The 16262-nt window shown below is 69.4% G+C and carries 13 protein-coding genes; 5 read left to right on the top strand and 8 right to left on the bottom strand.

Going from position 1 to position 16262, the window contains the following annotated elements; genetic code table 11:
• Nucleotides 1-4 precede the first annotated feature (4 nt).
• Nucleotides 5-874, top strand: a complete 870-nt coding sequence (locus OG300_RS38095) for a helix-turn-helix transcriptional regulator (RefSeq protein ID WP_405489609.1) — start codon at nucleotides 5-7, stop codon at nucleotides 872-874.
• On the opposite strand, the gene OG300_RS38090 is transcribed toward OG300_RS38095, so the two are convergent.
• From OG300_RS38090 to OG300_RS38070, 5 genes are all read right to left on the bottom strand, one after another.
• The gene (locus tag OG300_RS38090; RefSeq protein WP_405489607.1) at nucleotides 800-1453 is read right to left on the bottom strand and encodes a Maf family protein; all 654 of its coding nucleotides are present in this window, start codon (nucleotides 1451-1453) and stop codon (nucleotides 800-802) included. The genes OG300_RS38095 and OG300_RS38090 overlap by 75 nt on opposite strands.
• Before the next feature lie 6 nt (nucleotides 1454-1459).
• Nucleotides 1460-1774 (bottom strand): acyl-CoA carboxylase subunit epsilon, encoded by a 315-nt coding sequence (locus tag OG300_RS38085; RefSeq protein ID WP_405498828.1) that lies wholly within the window; start codon nucleotides 1772-1774, stop codon nucleotides 1460-1462.
• A gap of 214 nt (nucleotides 1775-1988) precedes the next feature.
• Nucleotides 1989-3626, bottom strand: coding sequence for an acyl-CoA carboxylase subunit beta (locus OG300_RS38080; RefSeq protein ID WP_405489605.1), 1638 nt, complete (start codon nucleotides 3624-3626; stop codon nucleotides 1989-1991).
• A gap of 290 nt (nucleotides 3627-3916) precedes the next feature.
• Entirely contained in the window at nucleotides 3917-5257 is a 1341-nt protein-coding gene (lat, locus tag OG300_RS38075) for an L-lysine 6-transaminase (RefSeq protein ID WP_405489603.1), read from the bottom strand.
• Nucleotides 5258-5347: 90 nt separating this feature from the next.
• A complete protein-coding gene (locus OG300_RS38070) occupies nucleotides 5348-5800 on the bottom strand; it encodes an Lrp/AsnC family transcriptional regulator (RefSeq protein ID WP_405489601.1) in 453 nt (150 codons plus the stop codon).
• 73 nt (nucleotides 5801-5873) lie between these two features.
• On the opposite strand from OG300_RS38070, the gene OG300_RS38065 reads away from it, so the two are divergent.
• Both OG300_RS38065 and OG300_RS38060 read left to right on the top strand, forming a co-directional pair.
• Nucleotides 5874-7403, top strand: a complete 1530-nt coding sequence (locus OG300_RS38065; protein ID WP_405489599.1) for an aldehyde dehydrogenase family protein — start codon at nucleotides 5874-5876, stop codon at nucleotides 7401-7403.
• 100 nt (nucleotides 7404-7503) lie between these two features.
• Nucleotides 7504-8172 carry a DUF4232 domain-containing protein gene (locus tag OG300_RS38060; RefSeq protein WP_405489597.1) on the top strand — a complete coding sequence of 223 codons (669 nt, stop codon included), beginning with the start codon at nucleotides 7504-7506 and terminating at the stop codon, nucleotides 8170-8172.
• A gap of 33 nt (nucleotides 8173-8205) precedes the next feature.
• On the opposite strand, the gene OG300_RS38055 is transcribed toward OG300_RS38060, so the two are convergent.
• Both OG300_RS38055 and OG300_RS38050 read right to left on the bottom strand, forming a co-directional pair.
• The gene (locus OG300_RS38055; protein ID WP_405489596.1) at nucleotides 8206-9057 is read right to left on the bottom strand and encodes an SDR family oxidoreductase; all 852 of its coding nucleotides are present in this window, start codon (nucleotides 9055-9057) and stop codon (nucleotides 8206-8208) included.
• Nucleotides 9054-10013 carry a patatin-like phospholipase family protein gene (locus tag OG300_RS38050; protein ID WP_405489594.1) on the bottom strand — a complete coding sequence of 320 codons (960 nt, stop codon included), beginning with the start codon at nucleotides 10011-10013 and terminating at the stop codon, nucleotides 9054-9056. Before OG300_RS38050 ends, OG300_RS38055 begins: the two co-directional genes overlap by 4 nt.
• A 67-nt stretch (nucleotides 10014-10080) precedes the next feature.
• On the opposite strand from OG300_RS38050, the gene OG300_RS38045 reads away from it, so the two are divergent.
• The gene (locus OG300_RS38045) at nucleotides 10081-10686 is read left to right on the top strand and encodes a TetR/AcrR family transcriptional regulator (protein ID WP_405489592.1); all 606 of its coding nucleotides are present in this window, start codon (nucleotides 10081-10083) and stop codon (nucleotides 10684-10686) included.
• Nucleotides 10687-10693: 7 nt separating this feature from the next.
• Here OG300_RS38045 and OG300_RS38040 read toward each other — a convergent pair whose 3' ends face one another.
• A complete protein-coding gene (locus OG300_RS38040) occupies nucleotides 10694-11239 on the bottom strand; it encodes a histidine phosphatase family protein (RefSeq protein ID WP_405489590.1) in 546 nt (181 codons plus the stop codon).
• 141 nt (nucleotides 11240-11380) lie between these two features.
• Between OG300_RS38040 and OG300_RS38035 the strand changes: the two genes are divergently transcribed.
• Nucleotides 11381-16255 carry an ATP-dependent helicase gene (locus OG300_RS38035; RefSeq protein ID WP_405489588.1) on the top strand — a complete coding sequence of 1625 codons (4875 nt, stop codon included), beginning with the start codon at nucleotides 11381-11383 and terminating at the stop codon, nucleotides 16253-16255.
• The last annotated feature ends 7 nt before the right edge of the window (nucleotides 16256-16262 follow it).

Genomic DNA, 16262 nt, shown 5'->3' with positions numbered 1-16262 from the left:
AGCTATGTCCGATTCTTGGCCGCGACGGCGACTGCTTGCGATCCTACGTGGCGCCAGCGAGCCTCTCGATGCCCAGGAACTGGCGCGCGTCACGGGACAGCATGTGACAACCGTCCGTTTCCATTTGGATGTGCTCACCCGGGAATCGCTCGTACGCCAATTCCAACAGCCGCCCCGCGGCCGCGGTCGCCCGCGCATCGGATACACCGCCGTGCAGCGATCGGTCGGCTATCAGGAATTGGCGCAGGTCCTCGCCGACCAGCTGGGCGCCGACCCGCGCCGCCGCTCCGACGCCGCCATCGCTGCCGGACGGGTGTGGGGCGCGAAACTCGAAGCCGTGGATCAGCCGGTCGAATCCCTCGAGGACGCCAAGGACCTCACCGTCACCCTGATGTCGGAACTCGGCTTCGCCCCCGAACGCGACCATGCCAGCGAGACAGAGGAATCCGCTCTCATCCGGATGACCGCCTGCCCGCTGCGCGAACTCGCCCGCACCCACTCCGAAGTGGTGTGCGGCGTCCACCTGGGACTCATGCGAGAAGTGCTGGACCGCAACGGCGGCCGCGAGCAGGTGACCGTACGCCTGCACCCGTTCGTGGAACCCGAACTGTGCGTGGCCCGGCTGGAACTGCTGCGGGCGCGCACACCCGAGATGTCCAACGGGGAGGCCGCAGCGCCCGAAACGAGCGGCGAACCGCGATTAGCCACCTCGACCGGCCGCATCGCCCCGCAATTGCGCCCGGGTGAAACCCCGCTGCGCCCCACCGAGACTCAGCTGCGTGCCAACAACGAGGCCCAGCTACGCGCGGCTACCGACCCACAGCTCCGCAACGGCGACGCCCACCTCGGCAAGCAGTCGACGAACCAGTGGTAGTCCGATTCCGATGACGCTCGAGGGATCGCCCTCGATGCGGTCCACGAACCAGCCGCCCATCCCGTCCAGGGTGAAGGATCCGGCCACCTGCAAGGGCTCCCCCGTCGCGATATAGGCGTCGAGTTCGGCGGGCTCGGGTTTCGCGAAATGCACTGTGGTGGTGCTGCAGTCGGCGGCCTCGGCGACGATCTCGCCGTCCCGCACCCGCAGCACACAGTGTCCGGTGAGCAGATCCGCGCTGCGCCCGGCCATTTCGGCCCAGCGCGCCCGTGCCACCTCGGGGGTCAGGGGTTTGCCCTGCAGTTCCCCGTCGACGAGCAGCATCGAATCACAGCCCACCACAACGGAATCGGCGTGTGCCGCGGCCAGTTCGGGATCGGCGGCCAGGGTCGAGGCGACCTCACGCGCCTTGGCGCGGGCCAGTTCGACGACGATCACCTCGGGGGCGGTACCGACCGGCAGTGCGGCGGCCACCGCGTCCTCGTCCACATGGGATACCCGGACCACCGGCTCGACGCCCGCGTTGCGCAGGACGCCGAGCCGTGCCGGTGATTGGGACGCCAGTACGAAGACGGTCACCGACCGTCAGTCGCGCAGGTGCGACAGTGCCGGAAAGGCATACGGCGAGAACGGCGCGGAGCCGCGGTGCGAGAACGTCGGGCGACCCCAGTGGTCGGCCGGGCCGTTGTCGGCGGGAGTGCCGGTGGCGCTCGCCGATACGGCGGCGAACACGGAGATGAGCGCGGCCACTTCGAGTTCGGTCGGGTTCCCCTTGAGGATCCGGATGACCGGCTCGGTGCTCGTCAGCTCCACTGCGGGGACGGCCGTATCGACGGCGTCCGCCAACTCATCGACGGCTAGATCCAGTTCGGCGGCGCGCAGTACTTCTTCATCGGCCATGGTCGTCACAGCGCCAGTCCTCCTGTCCGTTTGCCGCAGGGACTGCGGCTCGTTCGCGGCCCGAAAACTCCGGGTCCGCGAACGGTATTCGTTACAACCCTCGGCGTCGAGGGTCATTCCTGAACATCTTCACTCGGATGAGGCGATCGTGCGCGGTACGAGTCACTTGTCCTACATGGTCAAGTGTGCGCCCCATACCGCGCATATCGCATCTTCAGAGCGGAATGTTGCCGTGCTTCTTGGGCGGCATGCTGACCATCTTGCGTTCCAGCAGGCGCAGCGCCGAGACGATCTGACCGCGGGTGTGCGACGGCGGGACGACCGCGTCGACGTAACCGCGCTCGGCCGCCACGTACGGGTTCACCAGGGTGTCCTCGTACTCGTTCTGCAGCTCCAGGCGCAGGGCGTCGACGTCGTTGCCCTCGGCGGCAGCCTGCTGCAGCTGCTTGCGGTAGACGAAGCCCACCGCGCCCGAGGCGCCCATGACGGCGATCTGAGCGGTCGGCCACGCCAGGTTCACGTCGGCGCCCATGTGCTTGGAACCCATGACGTCGTAGGCGCCGCCGTAGGCCTTGCGGGTGATGATTGTGATCTTGCCCACAGTGGCCTCACCGTAGGCATAGAGCAGCTTCGCGCCGCGGCGGATGATGCCGTTGTACTCCTGGCCGGTGCCGGGCAGGAAGCCCGGAACGTCGACCAGGGTGATGATCGGGACGTTGAAGGCGTCGCAGGTGCGCACGAAGCGCGCGGCCTTCTCCGAGGCGTCGATGTCCAGGCAGCCCGCGAACTGCGAGGGCTGGTTGGCGACGAAGCCGACGGCGCGGCCGTCGATGCGGGCGAAACCGATGATGATGTTCATCGCGCGCTCGGCCTGCACCTCCAGGAACTCCTCGTCATCCACCAGGCGCTTGATCACCTCGTGCATGTCGTAGGGCTGGTTCGGCGAGTCCGGGACGATGGTGTCCAGCTCGAGATCGGACTCGGTGAGGTTCTCCTCGATGGCGCCGGCCTCGGCGGTGGCCGGGAAGCGGGGGGCCTCGGCGCGGTTGTTGCTGGGCAGGTAGCTCAGCAGGTCGCGGACGTAGTCGAGGGCATCCTGCTCGCCGGAGGCGACGTAGTGCGCGACACCGGACTTGACCATGTGGGTGTGGGCGCCGCCCAGCTCCTCCATGGTGACTTCCTCGCCGGTGACGGTCTTGATCACGTCGGGGCCGGTGACGAACATCTGCGAGGTCTGGTCGACCATGACCACGAAGTCGGTCAGCGCGGGCGAGTAGACGTGGCCACCCGCGGCCGGACCCATGATCAGCGAGATCTGCGGGATCACCCCGGAAGCCTGGATGTTGCGGTGGAAGATCTCACCGTAAAGACCCAGGGAGACAACGCCTTCCTGGATGCGCGCGCCCGCGCCCTCGTTGATGCCGACGAGCGGGCGGCCGGTCTTGAGCGCCAGATCCATGACCTTGACGATCTTCTCGCCGTAGACCTCGCCCAGCGAGCCACCGAAGACGGTGACGTCCTGGGAGAAGATGCAGACGTCGCGGCCGTCGATGGTGCCGTAGCCGGTGACCACGCCGTCGCCCAGCGGACGCTGGTTCTCCAGGCCGAAGTTCACGCTGCGATGCCGGGCCAGGGCGTCGAGTTCGACGAACGAGCCCTCGTCCAGCAGGGCGAGGATGCGCTCGCGCGCGGTCATCTTGCCCTTGGCGTGCACCTTGTCGACTGCGGCCTCACCCATCGGGTGCTTGGCTTCTTCCAGCCGATTGCGCAGGTCAGCCAGCTTGCCGGCGGTGGTGTGAATATCGGGGGTTCCCGCCGGACCCGGCGAAGGCTGATGCTGGACACTCGTCATGGCCGCGAGTGTAACCAGTACCAGAGGGTCTTCGTAATCCCGGCGGGGCTACTGGTGAGTACGGTTATTGACTGCCCGCCAGTAAAAACCCGCAGGTCGGACGGCAGATTTGCGTGAGCACGGCCACATTTCCCCTACTACTCAATAGGGGAACCGCCCAGTCATGCGGCGCATGTTTTGACCGGATCCACAGCGGGATTCCCGTTCATCGGACGGCCGGAACTCGCTGAGAACGGACGACGGTTCCCAGCGAGCTCCCCCGACCTCGACGCGGAGGCGGGTGCCGAAATTCAGTGCAGGACGCGGTCGAGGGCGTCGATGGCCTCGTCCAGCTCCGCTCTGGTTACCGTCAGCGGCGGCCGGAATCGAATGCCCCGCGCACCCGTGCCGAGGATCAGCACGTGCTCCTGTTCGCGCAGCCGGGTCACCACCCCGTCGCGCAGCTCGGTGGATCCGAGGGTGATCGCGCACATCAGTCCGCGACCGCGCGGATCGGTGACTTCGGTGTGCGCGGTGGACAATTCGGTGAGCCGGTCGAGCAGATACGAGCCGAGTTCGGCCGCCCGCTCCACCAGATCGTCGTGCTCCATCACCTCGAAGACCCGGCGGGCGCGGACCATGTCGGTCAGGTTGCCGCCCCAGGTGGAGTTGAGCCGGGAGCTGACCCGGAAGACGTTGTCGGGCACCTCGTCCACCCGGCCGCCGGCCATGATGCCGCACACCTGGGTCTTCTTGCCGAAGGCCACCACGTCGGGTTCCAGGCCCAATTGCTGGTAGGCCCAGGTGGTTCCGGTCATGCCGACGCCGGTCTGCACCTCGTCGAGGATGAACAGGGCGTCGTTGGCGTGGCAGAGCTCCTGCACGGCACGCAGGAATTCCGGCCGCAGGTGCCGGTCGCCGCCCTCACCCTGAATCGGTTCGGCGATGAAACACGCTATGTCGTGCGGGTTTTCGGCGAAGGCGCGGCGGGCCTGGTCGAGGGCGTGGCGTTCAGCGGCCTCGATGTCGGGGTGGTCGGGTCCGAGGTACGGGGTGTCGATGCGCGGCCAGTCGAACTTGGGGAAGCGCGCGGTCTTCACCGGGTCGGTGTTGGTGAGCGAGAGGGTGTATCCGGTGCGGCCGTGGAAGGCGCCGGTGAGATGCAGCACCTTGGTGCCGAGTTCGGCTGGGCGCCCGTGCATTTCGTTGTGCCGGGACTTCCAGTCGAAGGCGGCCTTGAGCGCGTTCTCGACCGCGAGGCCGCCGCCGTCGATGAAGAACAGGTGCGGCAGTCGCGGGTCGCCGAGCACGCGCACGAAAGTGTCCACGAAGCGCGCCATCTCGACGGTGTAGACGTCGGAGTTGCTGGGCTTGTTCAGCGCGGCCGCCGAGAGGCTGGCCAGGAACCGCTTGTCGCCCAGCAGGGCCGGATGGTTCATCCCCAGCGTCGAGGACGCGAAGAAGCCGAACATGTCGAGGTACGCGGTGCCGTCGCGCGCGTCCACGAGCCGACGGCCACGCGATTTTCGCAGGTCGAGTACCAGATCGAAGCCGTCGGCGAGAATGCTCGCGGCAAGAATGTCATGCACCCGGGCGGGGGTGACGAGTGTCGTTTCGGCGGCCGCCCCGAGCCGATCGAGTTCGAGGGTCACGCCACCCAGGGTAAATGAATATTTACGGCGAAGCCCGTAAGTTCCGCAAAAATTACGACCGTAACCGGGCTGTCACCGAAGGTATGCGGCCTACTTGTCGTAGAATGTCTGCAGAATGATGGTGCTTCGGGTCCTGACATTGGCCGTCGCGCGGATCTCCTGCAGCAGTTGCTCCAGGTGCCTGGGCGAGGCCACCCGCACCAGCAGCATGTAGCTCTCGTCGCCTGCTACCGAGTGGCACGCCTCGATGCCCGGAATGTGCTGCAGCAGTGCGGGTGCGTCGTCGGGCTGCGACGGGTCGAGAGGAGTGATCGCGACGAATGCCGAGAGCATCTGTCCCAGCGCCTCCGGATCGACATTGGCCGTATAGCCGCGGATCACGCCGCGAGCCTCCAGCCGCCGCACGCGAGACTGCACCGCCGACACCGAAAGGTTGGCCTTCTCCGCGAGATTCGACAGGGTGGCGCGACCATCAGCGATCAGCTCACGGATCAGCAATCGATCGATGTCGTCGAGGGTGGGTTTCGCCGGTGTATCCGCCATCAGCGAAGGCTAACGCAGCGAACCGAACTCGTGGCCGGAACCCATTACCCGATGATCGAACAGGGAGGCGTCGATGACCCAGGTGACCACCGAGGATCTGACCCGTGAACTACGGGTGCACGCCGAGGAGGTGTTGCGTGCGATGGACGTTCGGCTGCCCGCGGCGGGTGGGCTGAGTGTGCGGTCGCCGATCACCGGCGGCGAACTGGTCAGTCTCCAAACAACTTCCGTCGCGGAGGTCGACGCCGCCATCGGCCGCGCCGCCACCGCCTTCGAATCCTGGCGCACCGTGCCCGCGCCGGCCCGGGCCGCCGTGGTGCGCCGCCTGGCCGAACTGCTCACCCTGCACAAGGACGATCTCGGCGACCTGGTCACGCTCGAGGCGGGCAAGATCGGCGCGGAGGCGCGCGGTGAAGTGCAGGAGATGATCGATATCTGCGAGTTCGCCATCGGGCTCTCGCGGCAGCTCTACGGGCGCACCATGCCATCGGAACGCCCCGGTCACCGGCTCATGGAGACCTGGCATCCGCTCGGTGTGGTCGGGGTGATCTCGGCCTTCAACTTCCCGGTCGCGGTGTGGGCGTGGAACACCGCCGTCGCGCTGGTGTGCGGGGACACCGTGGTGTGGAAACCCTCCGATGCGACACCGCTGACCGCGCTGGCCTGCCACCGCCTGCTGCGCCGCGCCGCCCTCGACGTGGGCGCGGATCCCGAAGTGCACCAGCTGATTCAGGGCGCCGCCGAGATCGGCGAGCGGCTCGTCGACGACGAGCGGGTGGCGCTGGTCAGCGCGACCGGATCGGTGCGGATGGGACGGCAGGTCGGGCCTCGGGTGGCCGCGCGCTTCGGACGCAGCCTGCTGGAGTTGGGCGGCAACAATGCCGCGATCGTGACACCGTCGGCCGATCTGGATCTGGCCGCGCGCGGCATCGTGTTCGCGGCGGCGGGCACCGCGGGGCAGCGCTGCACCACGCTGCGGCGGCTGATCGTGCACGCCGACGTGGTCGGGCCGCTGCTGGATCGGGTCGCGGCCGCGTATCGGCAACTGCGGGTGGGCAATCCGCTCGAGGACGGGGTGCTGGTCGGCCCGCTGATCAACGAGCGGTCCTACCTCGCCATGCGCTCGGCCATCGATCGCGCACTGGCCGACGAGGGCGAATTGGTGTGCGGCGGTGAGCGGGTCGCGGAATTCGGCGACGACGCCTACTACGTGCGCCCGGCCGTCGTCCGGATGCCCGTGCAGACCGAGGTGGTGCGGGAGGAGACCTTCGCGCCCATCCTGTACGTGCTCACCTACCACGATCTGGATGCCGCCATCGCCGTGCACAATGCTGTGCCGCAGGGGCTTTCATCGTCGATCTTCACGCAGAACCAGCGCGAGGCGGAGCGTTTCCTGGCCGCCGACGGCTCGGACTGCGGCATCGCCAACGTCAACATCGGCACCTCCGGGGCCGAGATCGGTGGTGCGTTCGGCGGTGAGAAGCAGACCGGCGGCGGGCGCGAATCCGGATCGGACTCGTGGAAGGCGTACATGCGCCGCGCCACCAACACCGTCAACTACTCGACGGAACTGCCGCTCGCGCAAGGCATCCGGTTCGAGTAGCGCTGGAAACACAAGGCGGGTAACGGTGGAATCACAGCTTCGACGCCGCTGAAACCAAAACCTGCTCCGCTCCGATAGGCCTGTCGGAGAGGAGCAGGTGATGCGGGTTCGGAGCCTTCGGGTAGCAGGTGTGCTGGCAGCGGGACTGGTGGCGGTGGCGGGGTGCAGTTCCGCGTCGGTGTCCACCGGAAGTGGTTCCACCACGGCGAACGGCGGTGGTACGACGGTGGCGCCGACGACCGGCGCGGGGGGTCAGCCGAGCGGCGGTGGGCCGTCGGGCGGCGGCACGCAACCCACCGGGGGTGCGGGCACGACCACCGCGACGGGCGTCGCCGAATGCCGGACCGACCAGTTGAGCGTCGCCCGCGACACCTCGGGTGGCGCGGCGGCGGGCAGCGTCTACTTCGGGATCATCTTCACCAATACCGCCTCGACACCGTGTGTGATGCAGGGCTTTCCAGGTGTCTCCTATACGAACGGGCCGGACGGCGATCCGATCGGCAACCCGGCTGCACGCGACAACACGCGGGCCGTCACTCCGGTGCGACTGGATCCGGGTGGCAAGGCCACCGCGCTGACGCGCTCCGCGAACGGGCAGAGCGGGTACTCGACCGCCGACTGCAAACCCGTTCAGGTCCAGGGATTCCGGATCTACCCGCCGGACAACAAGGCGTCGCTGTTCATCTCGAGCCCCATGACCGAGTGCAGCTCCCCGACGCTCACGGTGATGAGCGTCCAGGCGGTGCAGCCGGGCGCGGCCCACTGGTAGGCCGCGCCCGAGCACTGACAACCCCCTGCGGTGTCAGTGCTCCTCGTCGGTGGCGATGGCGCGGACCTGCTCCTCGTAGGCGGCACGGACCTGCTCGTCGGCGGGGTGCAGGGCGCGGTCGGCGTTGAACATGCGGCGCACCAGGCGCACCGCCGGTTCGGGTGCGGCGGCGAAGGCTACGTCGATGGGGCCCAGGTAGTTCGGGACGGAGACCTCGGCGCGCCGGGTGCGGACCGTGCTCACCACGGCGGCGGCCACATCCTCGGGATCGACGGTGGGCATGCCGCCGCCGAGGGCCAGGCCCGACGACAGCCGGGTGCGGACCGCCGACGGCATGACGCAGCTGACGCTGATCCCGTGCGGCTCGAACTCCAGACGCGTTGCGGCGGAGAGGCCGACGGCCGCGAACTTGCTGGCGTTGTAGACGGCCAGGCCCGCGATCGGGATCTTGCCCGCCAGCGACGCGACATTGACGACGTGGCCGTGCCCGCGCTCGATCATGCCGGGCACCACCGCGCGCATGCCGTGGATGAGACCCCACACATTGACGTCGATGGTGGTGTGCCCCACCGCGTCCGGCTCATCCAGGAAGGCCCCGGCGGGCATCACACCGGCATTGTTGACCAGGATGTCGACGGGCCCGAAGTCGGCGATCACCTTGTCCCACTGGGCGCGATCACGCACGTCGAGTTCGAAGGCCTCGGCGCCCAGGGCCGCCGCGGCGGCCTGCGCGGCCGCGGTGTCCACGTCCGCGATGGCGATCTGCGCGCCCTTGCTGGCGAACAGGTCGGCGGTGCACTGGCCGATGCCGCGGCCCGCGCCGGTGATCAGCACGCGGGCGCCCTGCAGTTCGATGGCGGGGTAGCCACTCTTGAAGAGGCTCATGCGAATTCTCCCTTTTCGACCTGCACGCGCGTGCTGTCCAGGCTGTGTTCGAAGGTGGCGAGGCGGCGGCGGCCGTCCATGAAGTTGGGGCCCATGACCGCGAGGTCTTCGGCGGTGGCGTCGACGCGCAGCACCTTGACGCCGGTGGCGCGGATGAGCGCGATCTCGGCATCGAGCTTCTCGCTCATGCGGTTTCGCAGCTGACGTTCCAGGAAGTGCCCGGCTCCGGTGGCGGGCAGGCGACCGGTGGAGGCCATGGGCGCGAGCACCACCACCTCGTCCAGGTCCGCCGGAATCAGCAGGTCGACCGACGCGGTGGAGGCCGCTCCCCCGTCGATGAAGTGACGGCCCGCGATCGGCACCGGCGGGAACCACCCGGGTACGCCCCACGAGGCCCGCAGTGCCGCACCGAGATTCGTGTCCGGGGCGGACGGCGAGCCGAAGGCGACGCGTTCACCGCTGGCGTCGTCCATGGCGACCAGCCAGGTGGCGGGGTGCGCGGCCCAGTCGCGCCCGGGGGTGAGCCGATCGGCGAGGTTCTGCAACCACTTCGGGTCGCCGCCGCCGACCGGGAGCAGTCCGCTGCCCGCGGTGAGCAGGGCGTGCCCGTTGCCGGGCCGGGCCGCGAGTTCGCGGACCGCGCGGCGGGGTGCGCCGAGGCGCGGACGCGGCAGCGGCGGCAAGCGGCCGGGTTCGGCGCGCATGTGCGCGGTCAGGATCGGGTTGGTGGTGGTGCCGCGCTGCATGGCGACCAGGTCGTCGACGCCGATGCCGTTGCCCAGCATGGTCAGCATTTCCGCGCCGGCGGAGGTGCCGATCATGACGTCGGCGGTGCGCGGATCCCAGTCGAGGACGTCGCGGACCGAGTTCAGGGCGGCGACGATCCAGGCCGCGCCGACCGTGCCGCCGCAGCCGATGGCCAGGCCACGTCGCTGTGCCCCGTTGCTCCTACTCATATTCCAGACACTAACAGTTTTCGCATACCGTGGGTATCCCAAATCCTGCGGTACATAGAATGCACACATGGCACGACTCACCAGGACCGAGAGCCAGGCCCGCACGCGCGCGGATCTGCTCGCCACCGCGCGCGACATGTTCCTGGCCGACGGCTACGCCAAAACCAGCCTGGAGAAGGTCGCCGAGGAGGCCGGATACTCCAAAGGGGCGGTGTACTCGAACTTCCGGACCAAGTCCGCGCTCTGCCTCGAGGTGCTGAGCCTCATTCACGAGACCAAGTTCGCGGAGGTCACCGAGGTGCTCGCGGGCGGCGACAGCCTCGACGACCGCCTCGAACGGCTCAACGTCTGGGCCGAGCGCACCCTCGGCGACGTCGGCTGGACCATCCTGGAATTCGAGTTCGCGATCGTGGCCCGCGAGGATCCTGCGCTGCAGGCCGCACTGGTGTCGGGGCTGGATCTGGTGCGCGGCCTGGTCGCCGCGCAACTACAGGCGCTGGCCGACTCCCTGGGCCTGGTATTGCCGATGCCCGCCGAGGACACGGCCACCGCGGTGCTGAGCATGGGGCTCGGACTCGGAATTCAGCGGGCCATCGACCCGAGCCTGTCCGCCCGGCTGATCACCGACGCGCTGCGGATGATGATCAACACCGCCGAACCGGTACAGCACTGAGCCGCGCTCAGGACCGGAAGTGCAGGGTCCACTCGCCGCGATAGTGCAGGCGGGTGACCGTGACGGGGGGAACGTCTATGCGCCAGAACGACTTTGCCGGGGCGTCCAGGGTGACCAGCAGGGCCGCGCGGATCACCGACGGGTGCGTGATGGCGATGGTGGACTCGCCCTCGTGGGCGATATCGGCCAGCCATTCGCCGGTGCGCTCGACCACATCGACGACCGATTCGCCGCCGTGGCCCCGGTACGCCGGGTCGGTCAGCCAGAGGTACAGGTCTTCCTTGGGGACCGACATGAGTTCGCCGCCACGCCAGGCCCCGGCATCGAGGTCACGTAATCGGTCCTCCTCGTCGCCCGAGAGCCCCATCAGTGTCGCGGTTTCGATGGTGCGGAGCTCGGGGGCGGTCAGGACGCGGGCGGGATGCAGGCGGCCGCAGGCGGAGACCGCACGGCGGCCCGCCTCGGTGAGCGGCTCGTCGACGGGGAATCGTGCTTTGCGCATCGCCTCGGTCATACCGTGACTGACCAGGTCGAGCCGAAGCACATTCTGCACGGATCGAACCTTACGCGCGGCGCGCGGCGACTTGCCGACGATTGCCCGTCCTTCGCTCACCCGCGCCTAGGGGGCTGATCAGGACCGTCGCGGGCGGGCCGGGTGGCACGGGTTGTCGGTGGCCGGGTGCAGACTGGGGCGATGGATCGGTTCTCGCCCGCAACCCGGGAGTGGTTCGACGGCGCGTTCCCCGCGCCGACGCCCGCGCAGCTGGGTGCGTGGGATTCGATCGCGGCCGGACAGCACACGCTGGTGGTCGCGCCGACCGGTTCCGGTAAGACGCTCTCGGCGTTCCTGTGGGCCATCGACCGGCTCGCGCATCGCGAGGCCGAGGACGGGCCGCGCAAGACGTCGGTGCTCTACATCTCGCCGCTCAAGGCCTTGGCCGTGGACGTGGAACGCAATCTGCGGGCCCCGCTGGTGGGTGTCACGCAGACCGCGAAGCGACTCGGGCTGGAGCCGCCGGAGATTCGGGTGGGGGTGCGCTCCGGCGATACCAGCGCCACCGAGCGCCGCGGGATGCAGCGCACGCCGCCGGACATTCTGATCACCACGCCGGAGTCGCTGTTCCTCATGCTGACCTCGGCGGCGCGCGAGACGCTCACCGGCGTGCACACCGTGATCGTGGACGAGGTGCACGCCATCGCGGGCTCCAAACGCGGTGCGCACCTGGCGCTTTCGCTGGCCCGACTGGATCTGCTGCGGGCCGCCGCGGGCCTCGAGCATCCGGCACAGCGGATCGGACTGTCGGCGACGGTGCGGCCGCCCGCGGAGGTGGGGCGGTTCCTGGTCGGGAACGCGCCCATCACCATCGTGTCGCCGCCCGCGCCCAAGACCTTCGATCTGTCGGTGCGGGTGCCGGTCGCGGATATGACGGAACCCGATGCGGGCCGGGAGGATTCGGATCAGCCCGGCTCGATCTGGCCACATGTGGACGAGGCCATCGTGGATCTGGTGCTCGAGCATCGGTCCTCCATCGTGTTCGCCAATTCGCGGCGGCTCTCGGAGCGGCTGACGGCCCGGTTGAACGAGGCGTACGCGGCGCGCATCGGGGAGGCGGTGGACACCGAGCACGCGCCGCCCGCGCAACTGGGTGCGTCGACCGAGGTGATCCACGGGGCCACAACGCTTTTGGCGCGCGCCCATCACGGGTCGGTGAGCAAGGAGCAGCGGGCGCTCATCGAGGACGACCTCAAGAGCGGGCGGCTGCGGTGCGTGGTCGCCACCAGCAGCCTGGAGCTCGGCATCGATATGGGTGCGGTGGAACTCGTCGTGCAGGTCGAGGCGCCGCCGTCGGTGGCCAGTGGCCTGCAGCGGGTCGGGCGCGCCGGACACCAGGTGGGTGAGATCTCGCGCGGGGTGATCTTCCCCAAGCATCGCACCGACGTCATCCACTGCGCGGTCGCGTCGATGCGGATGACGGCCGGGCAGATCGAGGAGCTGAAGGTGCCGACGCACCCCCTCGACATCCTCGCGCAGCAGACGGTTGCCGCGTGCGCGCTGGAACCCGTCGACGCCGACGCCTGGTTCGACACCGTGCGCGGCACCGGAAGCTATGCGGCCCTGCCCCGTTCGGCCTACGAGTCGGTACTGGATCTACTGTCCGGGCGCTATCCGTCCGACGAGTTCGCCGAACTGCGCCCCCGCATCGTGTGGGACCGCGATGCCGGAACCCTTACCGGCCGCCCCGGCGCGCAACGACTGGCCGTCACCTCCGGCGGCGCGATCCCCGACCGCGGCCTGTTCCCCGTCTTCATGGTCGGCGAAAAAGCCTCCCGCGTAGGCGAACTCGACGAGGAGATGGTCTACGAGTCCCGAGTCGGTGACGTGTTCGCCCTCGGCGCGACCAGCTGGCGCATCGAGGAGATCACCTTCGACCGCGTCCTGGTCACCCCCGCCTTCGGCCAACCCGGCCGACTTCCCTTCTGGCACGGCGATTCCCTCGGCCGCCCCGCCGAATTGGGCGCCGCCCTGGGCGAATTCGTGCGGATCGCGGGGCAGGCGGTCGAGCAGCATCAGGCCGCGCGGCCGACTGGCGCGAAGGCGGGCCGGGAGCCGGTCGATCTGGCAACGGCCCTGCGGGAATTCGCGGCGGGAGACAACGAGCGCGCGGACGGGAAGAATTCGACCCGTAAATCGACCAGATCGGGGGCGAAGGACAAGGTCGCGCCGGAGACCGAGCTGGAGTCGGTGACCCGGGCGGCGGGGCTGGACGGCAACGCCACCGGGAATCTGGTGGCGCTGCTGGCGGAGCAGCGGGAGGCCACCGGGCAGTTGCCGACGGATCGGGTGCTGCTGGTGGAGCGGTTCCGCGACGAGCTCGGGGACTGGCGGCTGGTGTTGCACTCGCCGTACGGGCTGCCGGTGCACGCGCCGTGGGCGCTGGCGGTGGGGGCGCGGTTGCGGGAGCGGTTCGGGGTGGATGCCGCGCCGACACCGTCCGACGACGGCATCGTGGTGCGGCTGCCGGACACCACCGACGAACCGCCGGGTGCGGAACTGTTCGTGTTCGAGACCGACGAGATCGACGACCTGGTGACCGAACAGGTCGGTGGGTCGGCGCTTTTCGCGTCCCGGTTCCGGGAGTGCGCGGCACGGGCGCTGCTGCTGCCGCGCCGCGATCCGGGGAAGCGGGCACCGCTGTGGCAGCAGCGGCAGCGGGCGGCGCAGCTTTTGGATGTGGCGCGCAAGTTCCCGGAGTTCCCGATCCTGCTCGAGACAGTGCGCGAATGCCTCCAGGACGTGTACGACCTGCCGTCGCTGCGGGACCTGCTCGGGCGGGTGGCGCGGCGGCAGATCCGGCTGGTCGAGGTGGAGACGGCCGCGCCCTCACCGTTCGCGAACTCGCTGCTGTTCGACTACATCGGGCAGTTCATGTACGAGGGCGACAGTCCGCTCGCCGAACGCCGGGCGGCGGCGCTGTCGCTGGATTCCAGCCTGCTGGCCGAACTGCTGGGCCGGGTGGAGCTGCGAGAACTCCTGGACGGCACGGTCATCGAGGAGACCGAGCGGGAACTACAGCGGCTGCCCGAAGATCGGCGGGCGCGGGATATGGAGGGGCTGGCCGATCTGCTGCGGCTGCTGGGTCCGCTCACCGCCGCCGAGGCGGGCGAACGCTGCCTCGAGGATCCCGGCGCATGGTTCACCGAGCTGGTGAAATCGCATCGGGCGCTGGAGGTTTCATTCGCGGGCTCGCGCTGGTGGGTGCCGATCGAGGATGCCGCCCGACTGCGGGACGCGCTCGGGGTGCCGCTGCCGATCGGAGTTCCGGCGGCGTTCATCGAACCCGTCGCCGATCCGCTCGGTGACCTGGTCGGACGTTACGCACGCACGCACGGACCGTTCACCCTCACCCGGGTGGCGCAGCGGTTCGGGCTGGGCACGGCGGTGGCCGCCACCGCGCTGCACCGGCTCGCTCTCGAAAAGCGGGTGGTGGAAGGCGAATTCACGCCCGGCTCGACCGGCGCCGAATGGTGCGACAACCAGGTGCTGCGCCGCCTGCGCCGCCGCTCGCTGGCCGCCGCCCGCAAGGACGTGGAGCCGGTCGCGACCGCCGCCCTGGGCCGGTTCCTGCCGTCCTGGCAGCATGTCGGCACCGGTGACCTGCGCGGCGTGGACGGTGTCGCCGCCGTGGTGGAACAGCTTGCGGGCGTGCCGATTCCGGCCTCGGCCTGGGAATCGCTGATCCTGCCGCTGCGGGTGCGCGACTACTCCCCCGCCATGCTCGACGAACTGATGGCCACCGGCGAGGTGATCTGGTCCGGTCACGGCTCCCTCACCGCCAAGGACGGCTGGATCGCCCTGCACCCGGCCGAACACGCCGCGCTGACCCTCCCGCCACCGGACCCACTCGACTTCACCGAGACACATATCCGGCTGCTGATGGCGTTGGGGGCCACCGTGATCGGCGGACCCGCCGCCTCCGGTGCGGCCGATCCGTCGGTGAGCGTCGAGGCCGCATCCGGTGCGAAGCGGCAGACCCCCGCAGACCGGTCGGGCGAGAGCCCTCCCATCGCACCCGGGGGCTCCGGGACCGGCCGAGACCGCCCCTACGAGGTGGTAGCACCGGCCGGTGGGGGTGCGTACTTCTTCCGGCAGCTATTGGAAGCCAGTGGCTCCGAGGACGAGACCGGGCTGGTAGCGGCGTTGTGGGAGCTGGTGTGGGCCGGGTATGCCGGAGGCGACACCTTCGCGCCGGTGCGCGCGCTGCTGGCCGGGACCGCCCGGACCACGACCGCGCATCGGACGCCGCGCCGAGCGCCACGCGGGCGAATGTATCTGCCGCGCAGCGGAATGCCCGCGCGGTCGAGTTCACCGCAGGTGGCGGGTCGCTGGTCGCTGCTGCCGGAGCGGATCGCCGACAATACGGTGCGCGCGCACGCCACAGCGGATGTGCTGTTGGAGCGCTACGGCGTGCTCACCCGGGGTCCGGTGCAGAGTGAGGGCGTGCCCGGCGGGTTCGCCCTCATGTACCGGGTGCTGACCGAGTTCGAGGATCGCGGCCGCTGCCGTCGCGGCTACTTCGTGGATTCCCTGGGTGGTGCACAGTTCTCGACCACCGACGTGGTGGATCGCCTGCGCTCCTTCGACACCGACCGTTCCCGCGACGGCGACGGCGCGTACGGGCATGGGCCGGTGGGCAATTCGCTGGCGCTGGCGGCCTGCGACCCCGCCAACCCGTACGGCGCGGCCCTGCCCTGGCCGAAGGCGGCCGCCGAGGGCGTCGGCCACCGCCCCGGCCGCAAGGCGGGCGCACTCGTCGTACTGGTGGAGGGCGAGCTGACCCTCTACCTCGAACGCGGCGGCAAGACCCTGCTCACCTTCACCGAGGACCCGGCCGTCCGCACCGCCGCCGCCACCGCCCTGGCCGGCCTCGTCCGAGACCGCCGCGTCGACTCCCTGACCATCGACCGCGTGAACGGAGAATCCGTGCACGGCAACACCTTCGCCACCTTCCTCACCGAAGCCGGTTTCACCGCCACCCCCAAGGGCTTCCGACTACGCGGGCGACCGTGACATCGGC

The sequence above is a fragment of the Nocardia sp. NBC_00511 genome (assembly GCF_045161165.1).
In the GTDB taxonomy this organism is placed as follows: Bacteria; Actinomycetota; Actinomycetes; order Mycobacteriales; family Mycobacteriaceae; genus Nocardia.
Note: the sequence above shows the minus strand (reverse complement) of the source record. Positions and strands in the feature narration are given on the sequence as shown.